This is a genomic window from Enterobacter huaxiensis (genome assembly GCF_003594935.2).
Classification (GTDB): Bacteria; Pseudomonadota; Gammaproteobacteria; order Enterobacterales; family Enterobacteriaceae; genus Enterobacter; species Enterobacter huaxiensis.
This window is the reverse complement of sequence record NZ_CP043342.1, coordinates 1,877,507-1,898,532: the sequence shown is the minus strand read 5'-3', so window position 1 is coordinate 1,898,532 and position 21,026 is coordinate 1,877,507. Positions and strand designations below refer to the sequence as shown.

General features: G+C 54.1%; 21 protein-coding genes. 6 read left to right on the top strand and 15 right to left on the bottom strand.

Annotated elements, in window-relative coordinates:
• Nucleotides 1-99: 99 nt before the first annotated feature.
• A complete protein-coding gene (locus tag D5067_RS09050; protein ID WP_119937197.1) occupies nucleotides 100-1,359 on the top strand; it encodes a dicarboxylate/amino acid:cation symporter in 1,260 nt (419 codons plus the stop codon).
• A gap of 97 nt (nucleotides 1,360-1,456) precedes the next feature.
• Here D5067_RS09050 and cheW read toward each other — a convergent pair whose 3' ends face one another.
• The 6 genes from cheW to flhD all read right to left on the bottom strand — a co-directional run bounded on the left by cheW (nucleotide 1,457) and on the right by flhD (nucleotide 6,865).
• Nucleotides 1,457-1,960 (bottom strand): chemotaxis protein CheW, encoded by a 504-nt coding sequence (cheW, locus tag D5067_RS09045; RefSeq protein WP_119937196.1) that lies wholly within the window; start codon nucleotides 1,958-1,960, stop codon nucleotides 1,457-1,459.
• Between the two features lie 19 nt (nucleotides 1,961-1,979).
• Nucleotides 1,980-3,992, bottom strand: a complete 2,013-nt coding sequence (cheA, locus tag D5067_RS09040; protein ID WP_119937195.1) for a chemotaxis protein CheA — start codon at nucleotides 3,990-3,992, stop codon at nucleotides 1,980-1,982.
• A 4-nt stretch (nucleotides 3,993-3,996) separates the two neighbouring features.
• Nucleotides 3,997-4,926 (bottom strand): flagellar motor protein MotB, encoded by a 930-nt coding sequence (gene motB, locus D5067_RS09035; RefSeq protein WP_119937194.1) that lies wholly within the window; start codon nucleotides 4,924-4,926, stop codon nucleotides 3,997-3,999.
• A complete protein-coding gene (gene motA, locus D5067_RS09030) occupies nucleotides 4,923-5,810 on the bottom strand; it encodes a flagellar motor stator protein MotA (RefSeq protein ID WP_119937193.1) in 888 nt (295 codons plus the stop codon). Before motA ends, motB begins: the two co-directional genes overlap by 4 nt.
• A gap of 123 nt (nucleotides 5,811-5,933) precedes the next feature.
• A complete protein-coding gene (gene flhC / locus D5067_RS09025; RefSeq protein WP_199746100.1) occupies nucleotides 5,934-6,518 on the bottom strand; it encodes a flagellar transcriptional regulator FlhC in 585 nt (194 codons plus the stop codon).
• Nucleotides 6,515-6,865 carry a flagellar transcriptional regulator FlhD gene (gene flhD / locus D5067_RS09020; RefSeq protein ID WP_199746099.1) on the bottom strand — a complete coding sequence of 117 codons (351 nt, stop codon included), beginning with the start codon at nucleotides 6,863-6,865 and terminating at the stop codon, nucleotides 6,515-6,517. The genes flhC and flhD overlap by 4 nt, the downstream gene beginning before the upstream one ends.
• A gap of 797 nt (nucleotides 6,866-7,662) precedes the next feature.
• Between flhD and uspC the strand changes: the two genes are divergently transcribed.
• On the top strand, nucleotides 7,663-8,091 hold the full coding sequence (gene uspC / locus D5067_RS09015) for a universal stress protein UspC (protein ID WP_119937191.1): 429 nt from the start codon (nucleotides 7,663-7,665) through the stop codon (nucleotides 8,089-8,091).
• A gap of 15 nt (nucleotides 8,092-8,106) precedes the next feature.
• On the opposite strand, the gene otsA is transcribed toward uspC, so the two are convergent.
• From otsA to D5067_RS08985, 6 genes are all read right to left on the bottom strand, one after another.
• Nucleotides 8,107-9,531 carry an alpha,alpha-trehalose-phosphate synthase gene (gene otsA / locus D5067_RS09010; protein ID WP_119937190.1) on the bottom strand — a complete coding sequence of 475 codons (1,425 nt, stop codon included), beginning with the start codon at nucleotides 9,529-9,531 and terminating at the stop codon, nucleotides 8,107-8,109.
• Nucleotides 9,506-10,309 (bottom strand): trehalose-phosphatase, encoded by an 804-nt coding sequence (otsB, locus tag D5067_RS09005; protein WP_119937189.1) that lies wholly within the window; start codon nucleotides 10,307-10,309, stop codon nucleotides 9,506-9,508. The genes otsA and otsB overlap by 26 nt, the downstream gene beginning before the upstream one ends.
• Nucleotides 10,310-10,461: 152 nt before the next feature.
• Nucleotides 10,462-11,442: an L-arabinose ABC transporter permease AraH gene (gene araH / locus D5067_RS09000; RefSeq protein WP_119937188.1), complete on the bottom strand. Its 981-nt coding sequence runs from the start codon at nucleotides 11,440-11,442 to the stop codon at nucleotides 10,462-10,464.
• Between the two features lie 14 nt (nucleotides 11,443-11,456).
• Complete coding sequence (gene araG, locus D5067_RS08995) at nucleotides 11,457-12,971, bottom strand: L-arabinose ABC transporter ATP-binding protein AraG (protein WP_119937187.1); 1,515 nt, start codon at nucleotides 12,969-12,971, stop codon at nucleotides 11,457-11,459.
• Nucleotides 12,972-13,042: 71 nt separating this feature from the next.
• Nucleotides 13,043-14,032 carry an arabinose ABC transporter substrate-binding protein AraF gene (gene araF / locus D5067_RS08990; RefSeq protein WP_119937186.1) on the bottom strand — a complete coding sequence of 330 codons (990 nt, stop codon included), beginning with the start codon at nucleotides 14,030-14,032 and terminating at the stop codon, nucleotides 13,043-13,045.
• Nucleotides 14,033-14,348: 316 nt separating this feature from the next.
• Nucleotides 14,349-14,906 (bottom strand): DJ-1/PfpI family protein, encoded by a 558-nt coding sequence (locus tag D5067_RS08985; RefSeq protein ID WP_119937185.1) that lies wholly within the window; start codon nucleotides 14,904-14,906, stop codon nucleotides 14,349-14,351.
• Between the two features lie 505 nt (nucleotides 14,907-15,411).
• On the opposite strand from D5067_RS08985, the gene D5067_RS08980 reads away from it, so the two are divergent.
• The gene (locus tag D5067_RS08980) at nucleotides 15,412-15,915 is read left to right on the top strand and encodes a non-heme ferritin-like protein (protein WP_119937184.1); all 504 of its coding nucleotides are present in this window, start codon (nucleotides 15,412-15,414) and stop codon (nucleotides 15,913-15,915) included.
• Between the two features lie 144 nt (nucleotides 15,916-16,059).
• Nucleotides 16,060-17,403, top strand: a complete 1,344-nt coding sequence (locus tag D5067_RS08975; protein WP_119937183.1) for an anaerobic C4-dicarboxylate transporter — start codon at nucleotides 16,060-16,062, stop codon at nucleotides 17,401-17,403.
• Between the two features lie 79 nt (nucleotides 17,404-17,482).
• Here D5067_RS08975 and D5067_RS08970 read toward each other — a convergent pair whose 3' ends face one another.
• Together D5067_RS08970 and azuC are read right to left on the bottom strand one after the other, a co-directional pair.
• Nucleotides 17,483-17,734, bottom strand: a complete 252-nt coding sequence (locus D5067_RS08970) for a DUF2766 family protein (RefSeq protein ID WP_006176098.1) — start codon at nucleotides 17,732-17,734, stop codon at nucleotides 17,483-17,485.
• Nucleotides 17,735-17,838: 104 nt separating this feature from the next.
• Nucleotides 17,839-17,922, bottom strand: a complete 84-nt coding sequence (azuC, locus tag D5067_RS08965) for a stress response protein AzuC (RefSeq protein WP_014832437.1) — start codon at nucleotides 17,920-17,922, stop codon at nucleotides 17,839-17,841.
• 213 nt (nucleotides 17,923-18,135) lie between these two features.
• Between azuC and D5067_RS08960 the strand changes: the two genes are divergently transcribed.
• Entirely contained in the window at nucleotides 18,136-19,557 is a 1,422-nt protein-coding gene (locus tag D5067_RS08960) for an MFS transporter (RefSeq protein ID WP_119937182.1), read from the top strand.
• A gap of 56 nt (nucleotides 19,558-19,613) precedes the next feature.
• Here D5067_RS08960 and D5067_RS08955 read toward each other — a convergent pair whose 3' ends face one another.
• On the bottom strand, nucleotides 19,614-20,252 hold the full coding sequence (locus tag D5067_RS08955) for an RpiB/LacA/LacB family sugar-phosphate isomerase (protein ID WP_119937181.1): 639 nt from the start codon (nucleotides 20,250-20,252) through the stop codon (nucleotides 19,614-19,616).
• A 286-nt stretch (nucleotides 20,253-20,538) separates the two neighbouring features.
• Here D5067_RS08955 and yecR point away from each other — a divergent pair, with 286 nt between their 5' ends.
• Entirely contained in the window at nucleotides 20,539-20,877 is a 339-nt protein-coding gene (yecR, locus tag D5067_RS08950) for a YecR family lipoprotein (RefSeq protein ID WP_119937180.1), read from the top strand.
• Nucleotides 20,878-21,026 lie beyond the last annotated feature (149 nt).

Here is a 21,026-nt window from a genome sequence, read left to right as displayed (position 1 = left end):
TTTACTTCAATTTATGTGCCGAATGAATTTCCGCGTTGCAATTAAAAATTTATATGTATCAGCGCGGAATAAACGTAAGCGCATAGAGGGTCTTTTTTCGTGGCAAGTGCAAACAAACTCACACTCTTCATCGTGATATTCATGCTGGCGGGTATTCTTTCAGGGGCGGCCATACACGAGTATGCCTCGGCGGAGGCCATCAAAAGCTGGGCAGATAACATTACCCTTCTGACCGACATTTTCCTGAGGCTGATTAAGATGGTGATTGCGCCACTGGTGTTCAGCACTCTCACGGTCGGCATTATGAAAATGGGCGAGACGTCCACGATTGGTCGCGTCGGCGGCAAGGCGATGGTCTGGTTTATCAGCTCGTCCGTGCTCTCAATTCTGGTGGGGCTGTTTATCGTCACCCTGGAACAGCCCGGCAGCGGTTTGAACCTGACCATACCGACCGAAGCCGTTGATACCGGGCTGGCCGTTGGCGGAATGACGCTCAAAGCGTTCCTGTCTCATACCATTCCAACCAGCATCGCCGGGGCGATGGCGGACAATGAAATTCTGCAGATTGTGGTGTTCTCGATGTTCTTCGGGATCGGCGGCGCATCGCTGGGGCAGAAATTCAACGCCCCCCTGGTGGCGGCGCTGGACGTGGTTTCCCACATCATGCTGAAGGTAACGGGTTACGTGATGTACGTCGCGCCGCTGGCTATTTTCGCCGCCATTTCGTCCGTTATCGCCACCCAAGGGCTCGGCATTCTTTTGAACTATGCGTCCTTTATTGGCGGCTACTACGTGGCGATCCTGCTGACCTGTCTGGTGCTGCTGGCGGTGGGCTATATGGTGCTAAAAAAAGAGGTGTTCCGCCTGGTCAGCATGCTGAAAGATCCGGTGCTGGTTGCGTTTACCACCAGCAGTTCTGAAGCGGCCTATCCAAAAACGCTTGAGCAGCTGGAGCGCTTTGGCTGCTCGCGCAGCATCGCCTCGTTCGTTCTGCCGATTGGCTACTCCTTCAACCTGGTGGGCTCGATGGTGTACTGCTCCTTCGCCTCCATGTTTATCGCCCAGGCGTATAACATTCACCTTAGCTTCACAGAAGTGACGGTATTGATGCTGACGCTGATGCTGGCGTCAAAAGGCATTGCGGGCGTGCCGCGCTCTTCGCTGGTGGTGCTGGCGGCAACGATTCCGAGCTTTAACATTCCGGTAGCGGGCATTCTGCTGCTGATGGGGATCGACCACTTCCTGGATATGGGCCGCTCGGCGATTAACGTGCTGGGGAATGGCATTGCAACGGCGATGCTGTCGCAGAATGAAGAGGCGCGTGAAGCGGAAGCTGAGCTGGTAGAGCGGGAAGCGTAATGGCAGGGTGAGGCCTGATGCCCTCACCCCAGCCCTCTCCCACAGGGAGAGGGTGCAAATACTAAAAACGGCAACACAGTTGCCGTTTTGCATTTACCTACGCCACGTGACTCGCCGCGATATCCAGCAGCGCCATCTCGTCGCTGTTCAGCAGCTTCTCGATGTTCACCAGAATCAGCATGCGGTCGCCGAGCGCGCCCAGACCGGTCAGGTATTCGGTAGACAGCGTTACCGCAAACTCCGGCGCAGGACGAATTTGGTCGGACGTCAGCGACAGGACATCCGATACGCCGTCCACCACAATACCCACCACGCGCTGCCCCAGATTCAGGACGATCACCACGGTGTTGTCGTTATACTCCACGTCGCCCTGGCTGAACTTCACGCGCAGGTCGACGATAGGCACAATCACGCCGCGCAGGTTTGTGACGCCCTTGATAAAGGACGGCGTGTTCGCAATGCGCGTTACCTGATCGTAACCACGAATTTCCTGCACTTTGAGGATGTCGATACCGTACTCTTCGTCACCTAAAGTGAAAACCAGGAACTCCTGCCCTGATGGCTCGCCCGCCAGTTTCGTTACATTACTCATACCGGTCATGTTTTTACCTTCTACTTAATCAGGCGGCTGTGTACGCCACACGTTGTTCACGATTTAATCCCTGAAGCGCCGACACATCGACGATCAGCGCGACGCTACCATCACCCAGGATGGTGGCTGCAGAAATGCCAGGCACTTTGCGATAGTTGCTTTCGAGGTTCTTCACCACCACCTGGTGCTGACCAATCAGCTGGTCGACCAGCAGCGCATAGCGGCGCCCGGCACTTTGCAGGATCACCACGATGCCCTGCGTCGCTTCGGTTTTCGCACCGTCCACTTCGAACACTTTCCACAGCTCCACCAGCGGCAGGTACTCGCCGCGCACTTCAAGCACGCGCTCGCCGCCCGCCAGCGGGTGCAGATCTTCCTCACGCGGCTGCAGTGACTCCATCACCGCGTTCAGCGGCAGGATAAAGACTTCGTTTGCCACCTTCACGGACATGCCGTCGAGGATCGCCAGCGTCAGCGGCAGCAGGATACGAATGGTGGTGCCTGAGCCTTGCTTCGACTTGATCTCAACGTGGCCGCCCATCTCCTGGATGTTACGTTTCACCACGTCCATGCCCACGCCGCGCCCGGAAACGTCCGTCACCTGCTCGGCAGTCGAGAAGCCCGGCGCAAAGATCAGCATGCCCACTTCTTCGTCAGTCATGTTTTCGTTGACGTTCATGCCCTGCGATATCGCTTTCGCCAGAATGCGGTCGCGGTTCAGTCCCGCACCGTCATCGGTCACTTCGATACAGATATTGCCGCCCTGGTGTTCGGCAGACAGGATCAGGTTCCCGACCGGGGATTTACCGGCCTCAATGCGCTTCTCCGGGGACTCGATGCCGTGGTCGAGGCTGTTGCGCACAAGGTGCGTTAACGGGTCGATAATGCGCTCAATCAGGCTCTTATCCAGCTCGGTTGAGCTGCCTAGCTGCGTTAGCTCAATCTGTTTATTCAGTTTACCGGCGAGATCGCGCACCAGACGCGGGAAGCGGCTGAAGACATATTCCATCGGCATCATACGGATGGACATCACCGATTCCTGCAGATCGCGGGCGTTACGTTGTAACTGACCCATGCTGGTAATCAGATCGCCGTGGGTCACCGGGTCCAGTTCGTTTGAACGCTGGGCCAGCATCGACTGGGTGATCACCAGTTCGCCGACCAGGTTAATCAGCTGGTCTACCTTTTCAACCGCCACGCGGATGCTGGTGGATTCACTGGAACGGGCAGCCGGTTTTTCACCGCGGGCTGGAGCGGCAGATTCATTTGGTACGGCTTTCAGCACCGGGGCTGCGGGTACCGCGGCAGGCGCCGCAACGACAGCAACCTCTTCCACCTCTGCGGGCACTTCAACCGCTGCGGCTTCCGTTTCAAACGTAATTTGATCGGCTTCGATAACAAAGCACAGCACCGCCACGATATCGTCCTGGCCAATGCCGTCGTCAAGCGTCGCGGCCAGGCTGTCTTTGCCCTTGACCACGTTGCTCAGCGTCGCCAGGTTGCCCAGCTCTTCTTCCAGCAGATTAACTTCACTCTCTTTCAGACGAGACAGCACAACGCGCAGCTTGGCGGGCTGAGCGTCTTGTGCGGCAACCGCATCAACTACGCTCAGTTTGGCCGCCGGTTCAGCGACTACGGCGACTTCACCTTTGGCTTCCAGCGCCAGCTGGCGCAGCGCATTGCAGATGTATTCAAAGCTGGCGGCATCAGGCTCTGCCGAGCTTTTGTAGGCGTCGAGCTGTTCCTGCATAATATCTTTGGTTTCCAAAAACAGGTTGATAATGTCGGTATTGAGCTGCATCTCACCGCGTCGTGCTTCATCAAGCAGGTTTTCCATCAGGTGCGTGGTTTCCTGCAAAATGGTAAAACCAAAGGTTCCGGCACCGCCTTTAATGGAATGCGCCGCGCGGAAGATGGCATTAAGCTGCTCTGAATCCGGTGCTTCGGGCACCAGGTCCAGCAGGTGTTGCTCCATATCAGCCAACAGTTCGTCGGCTTCATCAAAGAAGGTCTGGTAAAAATCGCTAATATCCATGCTCACGCTATCACCTCGGATTCGCTGGTGGCGATGTTGGAACGGCAGCCGAAGGTACGGCCCCAGGCTGTTTTAAATCGTCCAGTGACTCATTCTGACTTTCGGCGTTTTCATGCAGGATGGCCTGCTCCGCCTGCTGGTTCAGCACTAAAAGACTGATACGACGGTTGATGGCGTCATCCGGCCCGCGGTCGGTGAGGCGCATGGTTGCTGCCATGCCGACCACGCGCAGTACCTTGCCATCATCAAGCCCACCCACCACAAGCTCGCGACGCGAGGCGTTGGCACGATCGGCAGAAAGCTCCCAGTTGCTGTATCCCTTCTCACCGCTGGCATACGGGAAATCATCCGTGTGTCCCGACAGGCTGACCCGGTTGGGAATACCGTTCAGCACCGGGGCGATGGCGCGTAAAATGTCGCGCATGTACGGCTCGACTTCCGCGCTCCCGGTTTTAAACATTGGGCGGTTCTGGCTATCAATAATCTGGATACGCAGCCCTTCCTGCACCAGATCGATCTTCAGATGCGGGCGCAGCGCGCGCAGTTTGGGATCGGCCTCAATCAGCTGATCCAGGTCACCGCGCAGTTTTTTCAGGCGCGCCTGCTCCATCCGTCTTTTCAGTTCGTCGATGTTCGGCTCTTTTTTTACCTCACCCTTCTGCTGGGTGTAATCATCGCCACCGCCAGGAATGGGGCTGTCGCTGTTAGAGATACGCGGCCCACCTGACACCGCCGTTGCCAGCGGCGTTCTGAAATATTCCGCAATCTGGATCAGCTCTTTTGGGCTGGAGATGGAGATCAGCCACATCACCAGGAAGAACGCCATCATGGCGGTCATAAAGTCAGCGTAAGCAATTTTCCAGGAGCCGTGAGAGCCGTGCCCATGCCCCTTATGCTTGCGCTTTTTTACGATGACGATCGGATGGGACTGGTTTTTCATGCGTCCTCAGCCGTCGTCTGTTGGTTTGGGTTTTTCACCGCACGCACGTGTTCTTCCAGCTCGATAAACGATGGGCGCTCGCTGGAATAGAGCGTTTTACGTCCGAATTCAACGGCGATAGGCGGGGCGTAACCGTTCAGGTTAGAGAGCAGCGTGATCTTCACGCACTGCATCATCTTGGTGGTTTCTGCGCTCTTTTGACGCAGAACGCTCGCCAGCGGGGAGATAAATCCGTATGCCAGCAAAATACCGAGGAAGGTACCGACCATCGCGTGGGCAATCAGCGCGCCCAGCTCCGCCGCCGGACGATCCGCAGACGCCAGGGCGTGAACTACCCCCATTACGGCGGCAACGATACCAAAGGCCGGAAGCGAGTCGCCCACCAGCGCCAGGCTGTTTGCCGGCACTTCGGATTCGCTCTCGTGGGTTTCGATCTCTTCGTCCATCAGCGCTTCAATTTCGAAGGTGTTCATGTTGCCGCTGATGATGAGGCGCAGGTAATCCACGATGAAGTCAAGCATCATCGCGTCCGCCAGAATGCGCGGATAGCTGGCGAAAATTTCGCTCTCTTTCGGATTTTCGATGTCACGCTCCAGCGAGAACATACCCTGCTGGCGTGACTTCGCCATCAGGCGATAGAGCAGCGCCAGCAGATCCATGTACATGCTTTTGGTGTACTTCGAACGGCGGAACAGCAGTGGAATAGCTTTCAGCGTACCCTTGATCGATTTACCGTTGTTGCCAACGATAAAAGCCCCTACCCCTGCGCCGCCGATGATAATAAGTTCAGCCGGTTGATAGAGTGCTCCAAGGTGCCCGCCGGTCATCATGTAACCGCCGAAAACTGTACCGAGAACTACCAGGTAACCTAATAAGATAAGCACGACATCATCCTTCCGCTAGTGACTATGGCAGGACGTTCATTTCGAGCGCGTAACCGGAATGCGGGGTAAAAAAAAGCAGCGGTAATGGCTTACCGCTGCTGGAATCTTGCCCACACGTTCGGGTTAAACAGCTTGTTCGATCTGTTCATCCAGCAGTTGTGGAATAATATCGGCAGCATCCCGGGAAAGTTTACGTCTTTTTACTGCGCGGGATGGCGGCTGGCATAAACTGCAGGCGAAGCTGCCAGCAGGCTGGTGTGCATGGGTGATAAAGTTACCGTCACAGCAGTTGCAGCGTGACAGTTCAAGCATTCCGCTTTCAACAAAACGCACCAGCGTCCATGCGCGGGTCAGCGCCAGCAGGGGACCCTCTTCCTGCTGTGGGCATTGCTCAAGGTAAAGTTTATAGGCTTTGATCACGGCATCGACGCCGCTGCACAGCCCCGTCTTCAGCAGGTACTGCCATGCGTTACAGAACATCGAGGCGTGAATGTTCTGCTCCCATGTCATAAACCAGTCTGTTGAAAACGGCAGCATACCTTTCGGTGGTGGGCTACCCCGTAATTCTTTATACAGCTTAATAAGGCGACCACGGCTCAGCTGCGTCTCGCTTTCCAGCATTTGTAAACGCGCACCGAGCGTAATGAGTTCCATTGCCAGCTGTATGTCACGAGCTTCCTGAACAATGCTTTTCTCGCTCATTTTCAAGCCCTTTTCTTGCGGGCTGCGTCATCAGGCTGGCTGATTTCGTTGAGCAGACGCGTGGAGAGAAGAATACCGGTATGGATCTGCTGAAGATCGTCAACGCGAGATTCCTGGGTAAGACGCGTGATGGTCTGCGGGCTGTCGAAACGGAACTGGCAAACGAGTTGATTCGTTTCAGCAAGTTTCACCATTTCAGGGAGCGTTATTCCGCCCAACATGGTTGCCATTTCTTCGCTAACGCCCAGACGGAACATTGCGGACGCCTTATCCTGACTAATTAAACGCTGCGCGAGCAGTAAATACGACAAATTGATGTCATAGATATGTTTTAGCAACTCGGATGTATGCATTTTTCCCATCCCGAATAACCAACTATTATTTTTATGCGGAAAGACCGCACCCCGTGATGTCGCCGGGAAATCACCCGGTATAAAAAAGAAAAGGCCAAATGCATAGTTGAATTAAGGTTTGTATGCCGTAAAACATGCAACAACCATACAACGCGGTAGCGTCGTTACACCTTTTATCATTTCTTACAAATAACTAAGATTTTTCCTAATTCGACGCAAACTCTACTCGTCAGTTTTGACACATACAATGCAGCCCGCCCCAAAATTTAAAAAAAATGTGATCTGCGTCACAAAATTTAAGCGAATATATCCTATAAATCCATCAGCACGACTTGTAAATTGTCCATTTTTCCACCAATCGGCACTCGTTTATATTCTTAATGAACGAATACCCATGCAGATGAATGAAGTGAAAGGCGCCAGGTTTTGCTTTTCCCTCTGGCTTTAGCAGGGCCAGGCAACAGGGGCTTGACCGGCTTTTGGGACGTACTTATTTTCAGATGCAAAACAAGAAGTTAGCACGCAGGGGCAAAGATTAAGTTTCGCAGGGTTATCATCTCGTTTGCGTTAATAACCCGTTAAAACGATTTAATGATGCAGAATAGAAAATGTGTGATTTACGTTAAGTTGTTAATTTTTTTCATTTGGACACATTTTTCGATTATTCTTCTTATAAGAATAATTAATGAATAATTATGATAAGCTTCACACTAATGCCGTATTCCCCTCTTGCAGTAGGTGTCAATTCGCGGTAATGCTGGGGAAATCCTGCAGTTCAGGCATCAAAGGAGTGTGCAATGAGTTATAGACATCTTCTTGTTTCTGTTGCTGTTTCACCGGAAAGCCATCAACTCGTGGCCAGGGCCGTCTCCATCGCAAAACCGCACAATGCCCGCATCAGCTTAATCACCCTGGCAGCCGAGCCTGAAATGTATAATCAGCTGGCAGCGCCCATGCTGGAAGATATTCGTGAGGTACTTCAGGAAGAAACTCAGCAGTTTCTGCGGGAGCTAGTGGAAAAGGCACACTACCCTGTTCATCAGACCGTTATCGCAACGGGTGAATTAAATGAACATATTCTTAGCATGTGCCAGAAGCAGAATATCGATTTGGTAATATGCGGTAATCATAACCAGAGCTTTTTTTCCCGCGCGGCCTGTTCGGCAAAATCCATTGTTGCCTCAAGCCAGGTAGACGTACTGCTCGTGCCTCTCGGGGGCCGGTAGGCCCCCCGAGGAATATCACGCCAGTTTAGGGAAGGTCGCGATCTTTTTTTGCAGGTGGCCCTCATGACTCTGCGGTTCAATTTCGCGTAAATCGTCGATGAAACGCGCCTGCCAGTGGTTGATATCGTTGTTACGAATCGTCTCCATCATCTCTGAATGACGTGAAATACGTTCCGCCAGCGGCATCGTCAACGCGCGATTAAGGGCGTTTGCGACGTCATCGCGATCGTAAGGGTTAACGATCAGCGCAGAGGTGAGCTCATTCGCCGCGCCGGCAAATTGTGACAGCACCAGCACGCCCGGGTCTGCAGGATCTTGTGCTGCGACATACTCTTTCGCCACCAGATTCATCCCGTCTCGCAGCGGCGTGACCAGGCCCACATCCGCATAGCGGAAGACTTTCATCAGGATCTTGCGGTCAAAGTGTTGATTCAGATAGAAAAGTGGCGTCCAGCCAAGCTGACCGTAGCGGCCGTTTATCCGCCCCGCCTCGGTTTCCAGCTGATGGCGAATATCCTGATAAGCCTGCACTTCCCCGCGCGAAGTAGGCGCTATCTGCGTATAGCGAATTTTACCGTGGTGCTGAGAGTATTTATCCAGCAGCGTCTCATACGCCAGAAAACGCTCCGGCAGCCCTTTCGAGTAGTCCAGCCGTTCAACCGAAAAGATGTTTTTGACGTCCTTCAGCTCATTCTTAAGCTGCGCCAGCTTTGGCGGCAGCGGCCCTGCGGCCTCTTCGGCAATCTCGTCGGGCTCGATGCCGATTGGATACACCTCGGTATGAAACGCTTTGCCCCACGCCGTATGGGATTTTCCGCCGTGCGTAACCAGCCGCGTTTTGCTCGACACGCTGTCCAGGAATGCCAGCCTGTCGTTTTCCGTCTGGAACCCCAGCAGGTCATAATCAGCCAGCGCCTCCAGCAGCTCTTCGTGCGGCGGGAGCGCGTTGAAAATCTCCGGGGTCGGGAACGGAATGTGCAGGAAGAAGCCGATGCGATTATTAACGCCACGCTTTCTAAGCTCCCTTGCGAACGGCAGCAGATGATAGTCGTGGATCCATAAAATATCGTCTTCCTCGATCAAAGGCAGCAGTTTATCCGCCAGCAGCGCGTTGACGCGCATATAGCCTTCGAAGGACTCACGCTGGAATTTAACCAGGTCGAGGCGGTAGTGAAACGCAGGCCACAGCACCGCGTTGGAAAACTCGGAATAGTATTCGTCGTAATCTTTCTCACTGAGCGCGAAGGAGGCCCAGGTAATGTTGCCCTGGGTCACTTTATTGAGCGGCTGTTCATCCTCACGGATATCTCCGCTCCAGCCAAACCACAGCCCTCCGGCGGCTTTCAAGGCACCTAATACCCCCACCGCCAGGCCGCCCGCGCTGGCTTTTTTATCATCCGGCGGTGCAATGCGATTAGAGACGACGATTAAGCGACCCATAATGATTTCTCCCGTTGTGTTGCGCTATTTGTTGTTGTTGCTGGTTAGCGACGTCAGATATCCATTGCCAGACGCTGGCGACGCTTCCAAGCCGCCATTTGGCAATCGTTTCTCCAGGCCCGACTTTTACAGAAATGCCGCCAGCCTGATTAACTACTGTGAACCCGGCCTCATCGGTCAGGTCATCCCCAAAAAATACCGGCGTCCGCCCGGTGAACGGCGGTTCTGCCATAAACGCCGCAATAGCCGCGCCTTTGTTGATCCCGTCGGGTTTTATCTCAACGACGCATTTCCCCGGCTGTAGCGCAAGCTGCGGGTGCGAATCCGCGAGGTGTCGGGCAATGGCAAAGATCGCCGCTTCGTGATGCGGTGCCCGACGATAGTGCAGCGCAAAGGCCATACCTTTGGCTTCCAGCTCGGTACCCGGCAGCGACGCCAGGGCAGAAGTGAGATAAGAATGTAGCGACTGAATTAATGTTTCTGGAAGTGAAACAACATGCAGTTGATCATGGATATCGCGGCGCTCCGCTCCGTGTACACCGGCTAGCGGAAAGTGGTAAGGACTGGCGAGCACGTCGAGCTCGGCCATTGAGCGCCCTGAAATCAATGCCAGTGCTCTCTCACTCATGCGTGAGAGCTGCTGCAAATTTTCTAACACCGTATCCGGTATAACGACTTCGTCAGGATGCGGTTTTATCCCGGCGAGCGTCCCGTCGAGGTCAAAAAAGAAAGCATAATTTCCGGACAGTACAGGCGGTGCGGTTAACGAGTCAGCCACCCTATTCCTCCTTACAGTTAATAAAACAGCCATGTAAGTATAGACAGTGTGACGGTGCTCGCCATTTGACAAGCGCCCCGCCGGTAAAACTGGCGGGGCGGCTAAGGGCTCGACTATGGTTATTAGTTGAGCAATAAAAAGTGAGGAAAGCGTTAAACGGCACGCTTCGCTTTTTGCTTGTAACGGTCGAAAATCACGGCTGCCAGCAGGATCAGGCCGCGAACCACGTACTGAGAGAATGGCGAAATATTCAGCAGGTTCATGGCGTTCTCAACCGTCCCCAAAATCAGTATCCCGGCCACCACATATGAGATTTTTCCGATGCCGCCCTTCAACGAAACACCGCCCAAAACGCAGGCTGAGATAACAATTAGCTCATAGCCTATGGAGGTCATCGGCTGGCCGCTGGTCATTCGTGACGCCAGAATAATCCCCGCGGCGGCAGAGACCAGGCCGGAAAGCACAAAGATGATGATCTTGGTGCGAACCACCGGAACGCCCGCGAGGCGAGCCGCCTCTTCGTTGCCGCCAATCGCCAGCGTATTTCGGCCAAACGTGGTGCGGTTAAGCAGAAAACCGAACAGGATCAGGCACCCTACCGTCAGCCAGATTGGCGCAGGGAGGCCCAGCCAGTTGGCGTAGCCCAGGGTAAAGAAGCGCTCGTCTTCAATCCCGACCGCTTTACCATCAGAGATGATATAGGCCAGACCGCGCACGATTTGCATCGTCGCAAGCGTCGTGATCAGGGCGTTAATCTTCAGGCGGGCAATCACAAAGCCGTTCACCAGGCCGCTCAGCACGCCGAGCATCAGCCCCGCGAAAACGCCGATCCACAGGCTTTCGGTCATGTTGATGACGACCGCGGTCGTCACCCCCGCGCAGGCAATCACCGACGCCACGGACAGGTCAAAATCACCTGAGGCGAGGCAGAACAACATGCCGCAGGCCACCATGCCGGACATCGATATCGCCAGCCCCAGCCCCTTCATATTAATAAAGGAGGCAAAGTTGGGTACAAAAATCGCGCAGGCGAGGAATAGCACGGCAAACACAACCAGCATACCGTACTGGTCCCAGATGCGGCCAAAACTGAAAGCCGACTTCGGCGCTCCGGATGTAGTAACAGAGGACATCATTGACTCCTTACTCAGGCGACAGCCTGGCTAACTTTAGGCATGGCGAGACTCAACGCCTGTTGCTCATTCGCCTGTTCATGCAGCAATTCACCGGCAACTTCACCTTCACGCATCACAACGATACGGTCAGCGACGCCCAGCACCTCGGGCAGATCGCTTGAGGCGAATAACACCGCCACGCCGCGTTTTGCCAGTTCATAAATCACGTTATAGATTTCGTGTTTTGCCCCAACGTCGATACCGCGCGTAGGCTCATCCAGCAAAATGACCTTCATGTCTTCCGACAGCCAGCGGCCCAAAATCGCCTTCTGCTGGTTACCGCCGGAAAGGTTCATGATCAGCTGTTCAGCGCCGGGGGTTTTTATGTTCAGCGAACGAATGTGATGGTCCGCGTTGCTCGATTCCCAGCCGTCGTTGATCAGGCAACCTGCGCGAATGTACTTACGTCGGGCAGAAATATTGATGTTGTCACGCACGGAGTGAACCGGAATTATCCCCTCCGCTTTCCGGTCTTCCGGGCAGAGCATCATCCCCGCGCTGATGGCATGAGCCGGTTTTTGGATATCGACGTTTTGCCCGTCGATAGCGATCTGCCCCTGGGTGATACGCGTGCCGCCAAACAGCCCCTTCATCAGCTCGCTGCGCCCTGCGCCCACCAGGCCGAACAGCCCGACGATTTCACCGCTGCGCACCGAGAGCGAAATCGGCGTTCGCACGCCCGGCGCCTTAACGTTGTCCAGACGCAGACGCTCAGGGCCATACTCGCGGGGTTTCCAGTGGTAAATATCCCCCAGATCGCGCCCGACCATTGCCTGCACAAGCTGGTCATGATCAACCTGGGCCATGTCGGTGAAGGTTCGCACGTAGCGACCATCTTTAAACACGGTGATGGCATCGCTTAGGGCGAATATCTCTTCCATACGGTGTGAAACGTACAAAATAATGCGGCCTTCTTTACGCAGCTCGCGGATCACGCGGAACAGATTTTCGATTTCACGAGCGGAGAGCGAGCTGGTCGGCTCGTCAAAAGCGATGACCTTGGCGTTTCGCGCCAGCGCCTTGGCAATTTCAACCATCTGCCACTGGCCGATAGAGAGGTACTTCAGCGGCGTTTGCGGATCAACGTCCAGCCCAAGGTGTTTTAGCTGCAGCCCCGCTTCGTAGTTGAGCAGCGAGCGATTAACGACGCCGCTTTTGTGCGGGAGCTGCCCAAGATAGATATTTTCCGCCACCGTCATCTCGGGGATGAGGTGCAGTTCCTGATAGATAATGGCCACCCCGGCGTTCAATGCCGCCGTGGTATCCGCAAAAGCAACCTCTTCGCCGCGAAGAGCCAGCGTCCCGGTCGTGGGCGCGTAGTTCCCGCTGAGAATTTTCAACAGCGTGGATTTTCCCGCGCCGTTCTCACCCATCAGGGCGTGAACCTGGCCGGCATAGCAGTCGAAGCTAATATCGGTCAGCGCGTTTACACCGGGGAAGGTTTTACCGATGCTGCGGAAAGAGAGATACGGTAAGGAGTGTTGCATAATGACTCCGTGATTCCAGTAGTGTGTACGTCTGGCCCCTCGCGGCGAGCGAGGGGCGCAATCACAGCGTATTACTTACCGCCCAGCCCTTTTTTCGCCAGCTCCTCTTTGAAGTTATCGCGGGTGATCAGCACCACGTCGGTCACTTCGGTGAATTTCGGCGGCTCAGCCCCTTTGGTCACCCAGTTGTAGAGCATTTCGCTGGATTTGTAGCCATGTACGTCCGGGCTCGGCAGCAGAGAGCCGTAGAAGCCGGTCGCCTGTGCTTTGGACAGTTCGCTCACGGCGTCCACGCCGTTGATGCCGATACCGATAACGTCAGGCGCCTTGAAGCCCTGCCCTTCTGTTGCACGCACCCCGCCCAGCACGGTGTTGTCGTTCATACCGACCACCAGCCAGTGTTTCACTTCCGGATGCTGTACCAGCATGGAGTTTGCCGCATCAAAGGCCCCCGGGATGTCGTTCGATTTGGTTGGCACTTTGTAGATCTGTTTTTCCGGGAAGCCGGCGGCCTTCAGCGCATCCATTGAGCCGGAGGTACGGCGGCGCGCCGTATCCAGCTCGTCTGCGGTGATCGCCATAACGCCGGTCTCTTTGACATCCCAGCCGCGTTTTTGCATCTCTTTATAGAGTTCCTGACCCTGACGTTCGCCGATCTTCGTGGCTGCCATCATGACCAGCGGTACGGTGTCCATCGGCTTGCCTTTGGCATTGACGAACTGATCGTCAACCGCAATCACCTTCATGTCGTACCCGCGCGCCTTCGCGGCAATGGCCGAGCCCAGTTTTGGGTCCGGCGTACAAATGACAAAGCCCTTCGCGCCGCTGGCGGCAAGGCTGTCGATGGCGTTCAGCGTTTTCTCGCCGTCCGGCACCGCGATTTTAATCACCTCAAAACCTAAATCTTTTCCGGCTTTATCGGCGAACTTCCACTCCGTCTGGAACCAGGGCTCTTCAGGCTGTTTGACCAAAAAACCGAGTTTTAAATTTTCTGCGATAGCGGATTGTGACATAACGGCAGCCAGGCCGACGGCCGCCAGCGCTTTAGTAAATTTGTGCATGGTTAACTCCAGCTTTAGCATTCTTTTCTGTAGGGAATAATTGCGTGCTTCTTATTTAATCGGACGTAAAACAAGACATTAGCGGTTAGCGCATCAAAAGCGTTAGTGCTGGTGATAGTTTTAGCGGGAAATTAATCATCCATAAGAGAGCGCCATCACACCGCAGAATTACAGTAATTGCGTACATAAATTCAGCGAAAAATGACATAAAAAGGACAGGATTTGTCAGACAAATAAGAGAGGGTTAAGCAGAATTATCCATAAGATTAGCTAACTAATCCCTGACAGCCGGACGCCGCAGCGCCCGGTCTAAACATTACCAGCGGTAATAGATGTGGTCGGCGTGATCGCGAACGGGCGCGTCGTCACCCAGAAGGCGAGCAGAAAGGGTCAGCGCAAAATCAAAAGCGTGGCCCAGACCTTTGCCGCTGATCAGGTTTTGATCTTCAACAACCGGCGCATCAACATATTCCCCGTCGGTGACCGTTTCCCATAACTCTCCCGAGCAGACGTAGCGGCGCCCCTTCAGCAGGCCGTTGCCGCCCAACACGCGCGCTGCCGCGGAGCAGATGGGACAAATCAGCTTTCCGCTCTCGTCATGCGCCGTCACAAATCTTATCGCATCGCGGCTAGCCGCCAGGTTCACGCTCCCCTGCGGCCCACCGGGCAATACCACGGCGTCATACAGGGTATCGATGCGCTCTGCTAACGTACTGTCTGCCACCATTGGAATGTTATGGTAACTCACCACCGCGCGGGACTCCGCGCAGGCCAGGGTTTCCACCTCAATCTGCAAACGGCGCAGGATATCGATAATGATAATTGCCTCAGCCTCTTCGAAACCAGGTGCCAGAAGCACCGCCACTTTTGCCATCGTTGACCTCATGATAAACAGTTATAAAACATCGTTTCATTTTTACAAAGCAACAGGCTACAGTCTTCCGTAGCGATCACAAAAATGGGTATTTAGCAGAAATTGATTTGGCGCAATTTCAGAGAAAGAAAATATATCTTAGATAATTAATCCTGTTTTAGCGCATTCGCAGAATATCCTGCCGCCTAATAATTCACGACCGTAAATTAGTTAACCTAAACAGCAGAAAGACAATAACATCAATTAGTTATAAAAATATCTTTTCATGTCCACGCATTTGATTTTATGTACTATATTAATTTTTGTAATGTATGGTAAACACAGCCTTATTAAGAGTTTTCTTAGACCACAGACAAGGGTATGCTTATTTATATCGAACACAGGAAGTGAATATTCGGTCGACTTTATTCAGCGCAGAAATGAAATTTCTGCCAATCAATCGTAGTACCTGCCGGGTCAGGTTAAGCAGCGGACCACGCGTCCCACAGTTAATAAGGATATTTGTATGGCTACCCAAACGATGATGCAAAAACTTAATGCCCAGTTGAACCTGGAGTTCTATGCCTCAAATCTGCACCTTCATTTGAGCGCATGGTGTTCTGAAAACAGCCTCAACGGTACGGCCACCTTTTTTCGCTCACAGGCGCAAAGCAACGTCACGCATATGATGCGCGTTTTCAACTTTATGAAAGCGGCCGGGGCGAATCCCACCGTTAAAGAACTGGCTACCATCAACGATGACTACTCTTCTCTGGAAGAACTGTTCCAGAAAACCCTTGAAGAGTACGAGCAACGCTGCAGTACGCTCAGCAAGCTGGCCGATGAAGCCCAGGCACAGCATGACAGCAAAACGCTGAAATTCTTACGGGATATGGACAAAGAGCAACAGCAGGACGGCATGCTGCTCAAGGCGCTGGCCGATGAGATCCGCAACGCCAGGCGCGCGGGTCTGTGCCCTGAGCAGACCGATCGTCATCTGCTCGACATCGCCACGGTGCAACACCACTAAGCCCTTAGCGCCTGCTTCCGCCGGGAGCAGGCCACCAACCCCCTGCTTTTCCTGATATTTAACAAATCAGATCTCGCTCCCAATGAATAACCTTGCAACGTGTAATGATTTGAATAATTACATTATCGTTGACGAGGGAGCATCATGATCACCATTGAGTTTATTGTCATTATTGCCTGTCTGCTAGTAGGAACACGCTTTGGCGGAATGGGGCTGGGGTTAATTAGCGGGATCGGCCTGTTTATTTTGAGTTTTGTTTTTGGCCTGCAGCCCGGTAAACCGCCGGTGGACGTGATGCTCACTATCCTCGCGGTCATTGGCTGCGCGGCAACCCTGCAGACCGCCGGCGGGCTGAACGTGATGATGCAGTTCGCAGAGCGTCTGCTGCGAAAACATCCCCAGCACATTACCCTTCTCGCCCCCTTCACGACCTGGATGCTGACTTTTCTGTGCGGGACGGGGCACGTTGTCTACACCATGTTCCCCATTATTGCGGATATCGCGCTGAAAAAAGGGATCCGCCCGGAACGCCCGATGGCCGTGGCGTCAATCGCCTCGCAGATGGCAATCACCGCCTCCCCGGTTTCCGTTGCGGTCGTATCGCTGGTCTCTATTCTCGGCGCACAGCACGGAATTGGCCACGCATGGGGGATCCTCGAAATTCTTGCCGTGTCCGTTCCGGCGTCGCTGTTCGGCGTTGCCGTGGCGGCGGTGTGGAGTTTGCGTCGCGGGAAAGAGTTGGCCGATGACGTGGAGTTCCAGGAGAAGCTGAAGGATCCGAAGCAGCGCGAGTTTATCTACGGCGGGACAGAAACGTTAATGGATCAGCGTTTTCCCAAACAGGCCTACTGGTCAACGTGGATCTTCTTCGCCGGGATCGCCGTTGTGGTGCTGCTGGGGGCACTGCCTGATCTGCGTCCGGCTTTTGACGTGAAAGGTAAATTGACCGCGCTGTCGATGAACCTGGTCATTCAGATGATGATGCTTATTGCGGGTGCGGTAATGCTGATGGCCTGTAAGGTAAAAGCCTCAGCCATTTCCAACGGTGCGGTATTCAAAGCGGGAATGGTGGCGATCTTCTCGGTATTTGGGGTAGCGTGGATGAGCGATACCTTTTTCCAGGCGCACCTCGACGAGCTCAAAATGGCGCTGGAAGGGGTGGTGAAAAGCCATCCGTGGACCTATGCGATTGTGCTTTTCCTGGTATCAAAGCTGGTGAACAGCCAGGCTGCCGCGTTAACGGCCGTCGCGCCGATGGGGCTCATGCTGGGAATTGAACCGAAAATGCTGATCGCGTTCTTCCCGGCCTCTTACGGATACTTTGTGCTGCCGACCTACCCGAGCGATCTGGCCTGCATCGGCTTTGACCGTTCAGGCACCACCCGCATCGGCAAATTTATCATCAACCACAGCTTTATTCTGCCAGGGCTGATTGGCGTGAGCTGCGCGTGCGCCGCGAGCTACCTGCTGGTGCAAACCTTCTTCTGAAGGGTCAGGGGCGACAGGCGCTGTCGCCCTTCGACGTTTTCTCAGAAAAGTGTTTCTAAATTCAAAACATCGGTTTATTTTAGTGAGACTCACCCTGCGGCGTGAATCTCAGTTCAATCAGCGCGATAGCTTTCTGGATCGCGCGGAGCGTAACCGGGTCAGCCGCAGCAGGATGGCTGGTGAAATCGATATTTTTCAGTTGGGTAGACATTTTTTCGCGCACTTCAACGGGCGCGATAACGTCAATCACATCAAGGATTTGTTTGATAACCAACTGGCATGCGACGACGTCAGACACCAGCTCCTGATCGGCGCTCAGGTTTTGTGACATGGGTTTCTCCTTATTCAAAGGCGGCCATAGTAGCAAAACGCACGCCCTTTCATCTCCCTCTCGTCGCCCGCAGGCATAAAAAAACCTGCCGAAGCAGGTTTTTATCAGAACATCGCACCCGGTGGGACGTCTTTAAACGTGTTGCAGTAGTTTGCCCACATGCTTTTCAGGATTTTGCGCAATTTCATTTGATGCTCCAGTAACGTGTTATGCAGGTGTTATTGTTAATGCGCTTATAATATGACCACCGTCACAAAAATCAATGTTTTTGTGATACACATCACGGTTATAAATCCATCAGTGCTGCCGGAATGTTACGAAAAATGACGATAAATCCGTAAGTTATCATCTTATAAGTTCCAGTAAATTTTTATACTTTTTTTTGATACGACAGGATGAAGATGAGTGAGAACATCACCGGCAAAGAGAGCCGGGGCCTATCGGCCGCAGCGCTGCTGGTTGCCGGGGCATTCTTTATGGAGTTTCTCGACGGCACGGTCATTGCCACCGCCCTGCCCGACATGGCAAAAAGCTTCGGCGTGCAGGCGGTGGATCTTAACATCGGGATCAGTGCCTATTTGATCACCCTTGCGGTCCTGATCCCCGCCAGCGGCTGGATAGCAGACCGCTTCGGCGCGCGGAAGGTGTTTGCCCTTGCTCTGGCTATTTTCACGCTGGCCTCCGTATTCTGCGGCCTCTCCACCACCGTCGATCAGTTCGTCGCGATGCGCGTGCTTCAGGGGATGGGCGGCGCGCTGATGGTGCCCGTCGGTCGACTGGCCGTTTTGCGCACCACGCCCAAGCATCAGCTGATTACCGCCATCGCCACGCTGACCTGGCCTGCTCTGGTCGCGCCCATCATTGGCCCGCCGCTCGGCGGCTTTATTACAAGCTACGCCGACTGGCGCTGGATCTTCTTTATTAACGTGCCGCTGGGGATCGTCGCCATTATTCTGGCCCTGCGCATCATCCCGAACCTGCACGAGGATGCGCGACGCCCGTTTGATTTACCCGGCTTTGTCGCCACCACCCTTGCAATGGTCTGCCTGGTTTACGCCATGGAGTCGATGGGCGGGCAGCACGTTCAGGCGGGATTAACGGCTTTTCTGTTTTGCGTCGGCGCGGCGGCCCTGGCCTACGCCCTGCGACATTTCCGGCGAACAGAGTGGCCAATGATCCGGCTGGACGCAATGCAGGTTCCAACGTTTCGCGTCACGATGTACGGCGGTTCGTTGTTCCGCGCCTCCATCAGCGCCGTTCCCTTTCTGCTACCGCTTATGTTTCAGGTGGGGTTTGGCATGGATGCATTCCACTCCGGCCTGCTGGTGCTGGCCGTGTTCGTCGGGAACCTCACCATCAAACCCGCCACCACGCCCCTCATTCGCACCTTAGGCTTTAAGCGTCTGCTGCTGATCAACGGCGCGCTGAACGTGCTGGCACTGCTGGCATGCGCCTTCCTCACCCCTGACACCCCCGTATGGCTGATTATGCTCATCCTCTATCTGGGCGGCGTTTTCCGTTCGATTCAGTTTACGGCGGTCAGTACCCTCGCTTTTGCCGACGTGCCGTCGGCGCAGATGAGCTATGCCAACACGCTTTTTTCAACCGCAACGCAGCTGGCCGTGGGGCTCGGGATTACGCTGGGCGCGATTGGCATTCGTATCGGGGAGAAGATTGGTGAAGCGGCGGGACTCGCCGCGCTGCCGGGTATGAGCTTCCGACTGGCGTTTGTGGTGATTGCGCTGATTTGCCTGGTGGGGATGTTTGACACCTTACATCTGACGAAAAATGCCGGCAGTGCGGTCTCGGAGAAAAAGTCATGAGCAGGCCGGGCGCGCGCTGCGCCGCCCGGCCTGGAGCCTGTTAGCCTGTTAGCCTGTTAGCCTACAATTGCGCGAACGAAGGCTTCGATCTCTTTGTCCTGGCAGTTTTCAAAGAAGCACTGCTGGAAGCGCTGACCAGAAACGGCGGTTTTCACCAGCTCAGGATCGATCGCGCGCAGCGTGTCCAGGTAGTTCTCTTTCACCACGGCCGCTTTGACCTGGTTGAGAATACCGGCGTTACGCACCTGCGGCTCTTTACGCTCGGGCGGATACCCTTCGCCGTTGCGGCCAGTGAAGGCTTTCTCAAAGATAAAGCGCACGTTAAGCTCGGCACCCCAGCCAAAGCCTTTGGCGAACGGCAGAGACAGTGCGTTACCGTTGTTGATCTGCGCAAACAGGAACGCGTCTGCGGGATCGATGCAGTAGCCACAGATAACGCCCGGGTGGATGTTAAGAGACATCAAGGCGCCCTGCCCGGTACCACAGCCGGTAACGACAAAATCAACGGCTCTGGAGTTCAGCAGAATGCTCGCCATAATACCCAGATGGATATAGGTGAGATGGTGATCCTTCTCATCGCTCATGCCGACGTTATAGACCGGGAAACCTTTCTCATCGGCAACGGTTTTTAACTCATTAAGGATGATGGCATTTTTAGCTGCCTGGCTGTTTTCCATCATCAGTGCAATTTTCATCGTGTCTCTCCTGAATGCGTGGCGGGAGATCCCGCTGTGGATACCTTATCACCTTCACCTTACTATCAAATAAACATGCTTTCAAATTAAGTGAAAACTTGTTTTAAAAAACAAAGATGCGCTCACAGTTTCGCAAACCGCCTCTTCGTTTTCAGACGAATTTCGACAGCCTCGCGTATGCGAAAAGCCCGTTGCAAAGAGAAAGGGTAGATCCTCCGGCTATTCCAGGCATTGCGCCGGACGCCTGCGGGTACGATAGCCTATTTCCTCCCACTCAGAGCGTACAATGAAAAGAGTCTTCGTTGCCGGAACGATCCTGCTGCTCGCGGGGTGCAGCATCAACCGCCAGGCGGAAGTCAGTAGCCTTGACGCAACAAACGGGATAGTCCGCCTCGACTACGGCCAGGCGTGGCTGCAAAACGCCCGTTCCGATGCGTATGTGAATAACGGCACCGCGGCGAAAGCCTGCCAGAGTATGGGGTACGCCACGGCGTCCGCATTTGGCCAGCCGATCAAAACCTGCACCCTTATCAGCGGCTCGCTGTGCCTGAATGAAACGGTCACCATCCAGTATAAGTGTATGGGTTACGCCGTTACCCCTAGCGCAAATAATCCATGGTATTAATGAAGACTGCCGGCGATGGCTGGCGGTCTGTTTAATTAAGAACAAAAACAATTCGCATTATTAAATATTAGTAGCGCCAATGCGTTTTATTCCCATTCGTATTTTTAAATAAACAAATATTTATTTTACTTTTTGCATATATTTAAATA